This is a genomic window from Paenibacillus sp. OT2-17, from assembly GCF_009827695.1.
GTDB lineage: Bacteria > Bacillota > Bacilli > Paenibacillales > Paenibacillaceae > Paenibacillus > Paenibacillus polymyxa_B.
Map to the genome: position 1 here is coordinate 1 of NZ_WUDQ01000258.1, position 5,107 is coordinate 5,107.

Here is a 5,107-nt window from a genome sequence, read left to right on the forward strand (position 1 = left end):
CTCTTGCTGCTGAGGTGTGGTAGTTTTGGAGTCGATGAATATATACTTTGTCACACCGACTGTAATCTTAGCATTGTTAGGATCATCCGTATTATCGCTTAATGGAAGGGGCAAAAAGCCGTATTCCTCATTTGCTGTATCATTGCTCTTAATTCCAGCCCACGCCCAGTTGCCCATAAACCAAAGCCCTACCTTGCCCTCTCCCAAAGCTTTGGCTCCATCGTCATATGTACTGTCCAAAGGCGAGCGCTTATTGATGCTGTTATCCTTGAGTAGGTCTAAAGTTTGTACCCATCCAGACATTACACTATTTTGGGACATATCGATGGAGCTGTTCTGCATACCTTTAACAAACTCTGAAAAACCCCCAGGCTGAACAGAATAAGACAAAGCTAAAAGATGAGAGCCGAGAGACCAGTCCATTGGCGAAAGCATGACCGGTGCTACTCCCGTCTTCTGAATCCTAGCCATTAATGAGTTCAGGCTGCTTCTGCTTTTTACCGAGGAAGCATCAAAAGAACCCCCTGTCGCTTTGTCCAGCACTTTCTTATTGTATATTAATCCGTAGCCTTCCACTGCAAATGGAAATCCGAGCACAGCATCGCTTTTCTTAACGGTGTCAAGTCCATTTTCTATTGTATCGGCTACCCACTTTTCTTTACTTAAATCAACGGCTTTATCCAGAAATTGCTGAGTGTCTCCCGGATCAAGCATCGACATGGTCGCTGCACTTCCTGAGCCGTACATCGACATCAGCTTTTGATATGCAGACGTTCCCTCAGGAGCGGTTATAATCTCTAAAGATACTCCGGGGTGCTCTTGATTGTATTGTTTTGCTACTTCTTCTAATTGAGTTTTTATTTCACTTTTGGAATTCAAAAGTGTAATCTTGGTCGTCTGCTGTGATACTGGTGAGGCTGAACAACCTATAAACATCATTAAACATGCTAGAGAAATCGCAACTTTTAGCTGTATTCTCATTAACTTTCCCCCTAAGGATTTACTTTGATAAAATTTATGAATAATATTCAATGTTATCGACATAATTCCCCGGGAAGGTTAGAAATTTTCCATTGGTAAATGAAGGAAGTTAATTGAATAGTACAAACTGGTTGTTACGTTAAGTTAACAGACAGGACAGCGCAACGATCTTTATCCAGTTGCGTCTTAATATGGGGTAAAGTTGCTGTGCAACAAATTAAACCAAGAAAGGAGCAATCATTTATGAAAAAAGCTTTCTTTGGGGCTTTTCTTACAATTTTTTTATTTATTTCATCGTCAACTACTTATGCAGCAGAAAATCAAATCAAAGTTGACGGTGTGACTACTACATCCGATGTGAAGCCCGAAATGAAGAACAAACGCACAATGGTACCTCTACGTGTTATTAGTGAAAGTTTGGGGGCTAGCGTCGAGTGGTCCAATTCCGAGGTTATTCTCGCAAAAAGCGATATGAAAGTGAAATTAGCAATAAATAGAAGCACCGCGGAAAAAAACGGAGAAAAGATACTGCTTGATGTAAAACCATACACGAAAAATAATCGCATATATGTTCCACTTCGTTTTATTGCAGAGACGTTTGGCTGTAATGTCAATTACAACAACTTTGCAGTGACTGTTGATACTAAACCATTGTTCATAGACGGTGTACAAGTAAAAGCATTGCAATATGAATACCATATGTTTATGGGCGGCGTAGTTCAGCAAATTAATGTAAATGCATTTAATGAAACCATTTATAATATTTTTGCAAAAAACATAGGTGAAAAGGTTGAAGCACCTGCAAACTACTCTTGGAGCTTCACTATTGACACATTTGGGTCTTATTATAAAAATGCACAATATGATTTCTTAGACCAAAAAGGGAAAAGCTTAGTTCGTTTTGATATTTATTCTTTAATTAGTCCTGTTCCATCTGAACTTTCAACAGAATATCCAGAGATTTTAGTTCATGACGTATCGAAAGATGAGTGGTATTTGTTTAACGATACCGCAAGAAAATCCATTAATCAGTTAATGTTTACCGCTGGGAAGAACGGTTTTCTGAAGATTATAAGTAATACAACTGTATAATGTGATTTTTTCTTATTACACTTTTTTCGTCTCCAAAAGTTAAAAGGCGAATTCCCTGCTGAATATGCTTCACATGGGTTTGCTCTACAAACCTGTTCCAATCCTGCCCTATAATCGAGGCATGATGAGCCATCTTTTCTAATGAACGATAATAGGGATGCATCTGCTCACCACTCCTTGACTTTTATAAAGGAATCGAAGATAACTTTTTTGGCTTCGTATATGAAAAACAGGGGTTGTCCTGCAGGTCTGGTCAGACCTGCTGGACAACCCCCAGCGACGTGTTCTATCAGACTTCCGCAGCATCCTCTTCCACGAAAAGAGATACCTTGCGGATGCCATCCGCTCCGATCACGACAAGCCCCTGATCCGACAGACGGATTTCAGGGATAACGACCAGTGCGAGCAGTGACAGTGTCATCAGCGCGTTGTTCAGCATGCAGCCGGATTGCTGAAGCGCCCGGCTGATACTTTCGGACTGCGCAGCCACCTCTGCAAACGGAGCTGGGGACATCAGCCCGGCGATAGGCAGCGGGAAGCGCGTCTCACCCGAGGCGGATACGACGACCACGCCACCACGCAGGGCAACAGCCTGCTTCGCCGCCTGGGTCATGAGCTCGTCATCATTACCAATGACGAGCAGGTTGTGGCTATCATGCGCGACGGTCATGGCAATCGCAGCCGGCTCGGTGAAGCCTACACCTGTTACAAGTGCAACCGCGTGGCTGCCACTGGCATGATGGCGCTCGAAAACGGCTATTTTGCACAAATCCTGTGCAGGATCTGCCGTGACTTCTCCATTACGGACCGGAACGGTCATCCGCACTTCCTTCGTGTCCACGTGATTTTCCGTAACACGAATCACTCGTACAGGTACATCCCCTTCCTGTACTGGAGCCGCAATGCGGAAATCTGCAGCACTCAGCTCTCGCCCCAGATGGACGGTGTCCATCACTTCCGCAGGATACACGAAGCCGTCCCAATCGGCGACTATTTGACCGTGCTCGGCCACCAGCTGGCCCGCTGCGATGGTAGCCGTCACATTCACTTCGGCCAATCGTCCATCAAGCAAAATAATGTCGGCAATCGCACCCGGAATGATCGCTCCGATATCCCGTGCCACGCCGAAGCGCTCTGCCGTATTCAGCGTGGCCATCTGAAACGCGGTTACGGGCTTGACGCCCTGTGCAATGGCATGACGCACGACGAAATCCATCTGTCCTTCATGGAGCAAGGATTCTGCGCTGCGGTCATCCGTTACCAGCATCATGCGGCGCGTGTCGAGACCCATTTCCGTGCTGGCTCGGATCGTCTCGGCCACATCATGCCATGCGGAGCCTTGCCGCATCTTGGCATACATGCCGAGCCGGATACGCTCGGCTACATCCTCGGGCGTGACACACTCGTGGTCGCCCGTAATTCCCGCGGCTGCATAGACCGGCAGACGCCAATCATCGGAGGCCCATGTAAAATGGCCATCCGCCACCTTGCCCGCGCGCAGCGTGGCCTGAATTTCTCCGATCATCACATCGTCTCCATAGACGACACCAGGGAAATTCATGACTTCGCCCAGCCCGATCATATCCGGGCCCCAGCTTAACGCCTCTGCGACTTCCGCCGGGCCGAAGGAGGCACCCGTCGTCTCCAGCTCCGGACCTGTGGACGGGACGCAAGAAGCCACCTGCATGTAAGCAGCCAGCGGTGTCGTACGTGCTTCGTCCAGCATCAGACGAAGCCCTTTTAGACCCAGTACATTGGAAATTTCATGCGGGTCAAAAAAACCACCCGTCACTCCCAGCGGCAGTACAGCCTTAGCGAACTCCGTTACGGTCAGCTGTGTGCTTTCGATGTGACAATGTCCGTCTAGTAACCCCGGTGCCATATAGCGGCCTTCCGCTTCAATGATTATGGTGTCTTCTCCAATCGTATGACTGACGTCCCTACCGACGTAAGCGATACGAGAACCTTGCACAGCAATAGACATGCCCGGCAGCAACTCGCCCGATACCACATTGACCAGTGTTCCTCCGCGGATCACCAGCGATGCCTTGCGCTCTCCTCTAGCTGTAGCTACCAACTCGGGTACACAGTCCGCCAGCGGCGGGCGTTGAAATACACTCTTCATGTCCATTACGTTTGTAACCTCCGTTTATGCTTCTTACCTGTTTTGCTTATTTGCTTATGTTACTGGAATACGCTCCATAATGCCAGCCAACTCTACATCTATTCAAGCATCGCATGGGTTTCTAAGGCATTTGTCCCCAGCTGATTGCCAATGTCCTCTCTATAGAACACGATCACTTTCTTCCATTTTGAGGGTATACGTATCCGAATCCCGTAAACTCACGAATGGCGTAATCTCCCCTATGCTATAAATATGCAGCAGATGCATCGCTCGCGTACAGGCGGTGTAGAACAACTTACGCTCACTCTCACGCTGGTATTGTTTCGCTGATCCGTCATAAATCAGGACCGCATCGAATTCCACGCCTTTTGCCAGGTAGGCCGGAATGATATGAATCCCCTTTTCAAAAGCAGGAGTTGTTTTCTTAATTAATTTTGGCTTCACTGACAGCTGTCCTTCCAGCGCTTCGTAGGCTGCCGCGCTTTCGTCAGCATTTTTACAGATCACCGCGATGGATTCATAGCCTTCTGCCAACAATTCTGTGACATTCCCAACTATCAATTGATGCAACTTTTCAAGCGAACGCACCTCGGTTACAAGAGGTTTCTCACCCTTACGGTTAAACGGTACAATATGCTCTCCCCCAGGGACCATGCCCCGGGTAAATTCCACAATCTCCTGTGTTGAGCGATAGCTACGTGTGAGGGAAATCATCTCGGTCTGATCTGCACCATACAACTCATACAATGGCTCTGCATCCTGAAGCACCGAGGCATGGGCATAGATGGCCTGATTAAAATCACCCAGTGCCGTCATTTTAGCCTGTGGAAATAAACGCTTGAAGAACGCCAGCTGGAATGGGGAATAGTCCTGTGCCTCATCAATAAACACGTGACGGATGTTGCTATT

Annotated in this window: 4 protein-coding genes; 1 reads left to right on the forward strand and 3 read right to left on the reverse strand. The window is 47.3% G+C overall.

Annotated elements, in window-relative coordinates; translation table 11 throughout:
- Positions 1-981 (reverse strand): ABC transporter substrate-binding protein (locus GRP75_RS18950; protein WP_160790051.1); only part of this gene is annotated, 981 nt, incomplete at its 3' end.
- A 243-nt stretch (positions 982-1,224) separates the two neighbouring features.
- Here GRP75_RS18950 and GRP75_RS18955 point away from each other — a divergent pair.
- Entirely contained in the window at positions 1,225-2,073 is an 849-nt protein-coding gene (locus GRP75_RS18955) for a copper amine oxidase N-terminal domain-containing protein (RefSeq protein WP_071558910.1), read from the forward strand.
- Positions 2,074-2,362: 289 nt separating this feature from the next.
- On the opposite strand, the gene GRP75_RS18960 is transcribed toward GRP75_RS18955, so the two are convergent.
- The gene (locus GRP75_RS18960) at positions 2,363-4,204 is read right to left on the reverse strand and encodes an adenine deaminase (protein WP_160790052.1); all 1,842 of its coding nucleotides are present in this window, start codon (positions 4,202-4,204) and stop codon (positions 2,363-2,365) included.
- 153 nt (positions 4,205-4,357) lie between these two features.
- Positions 4,358-5,107 (reverse strand): ATP-binding domain-containing protein (locus GRP75_RS18965; protein ID WP_160790053.1); only part of this gene is annotated, 750 nt, incomplete at its 5' end.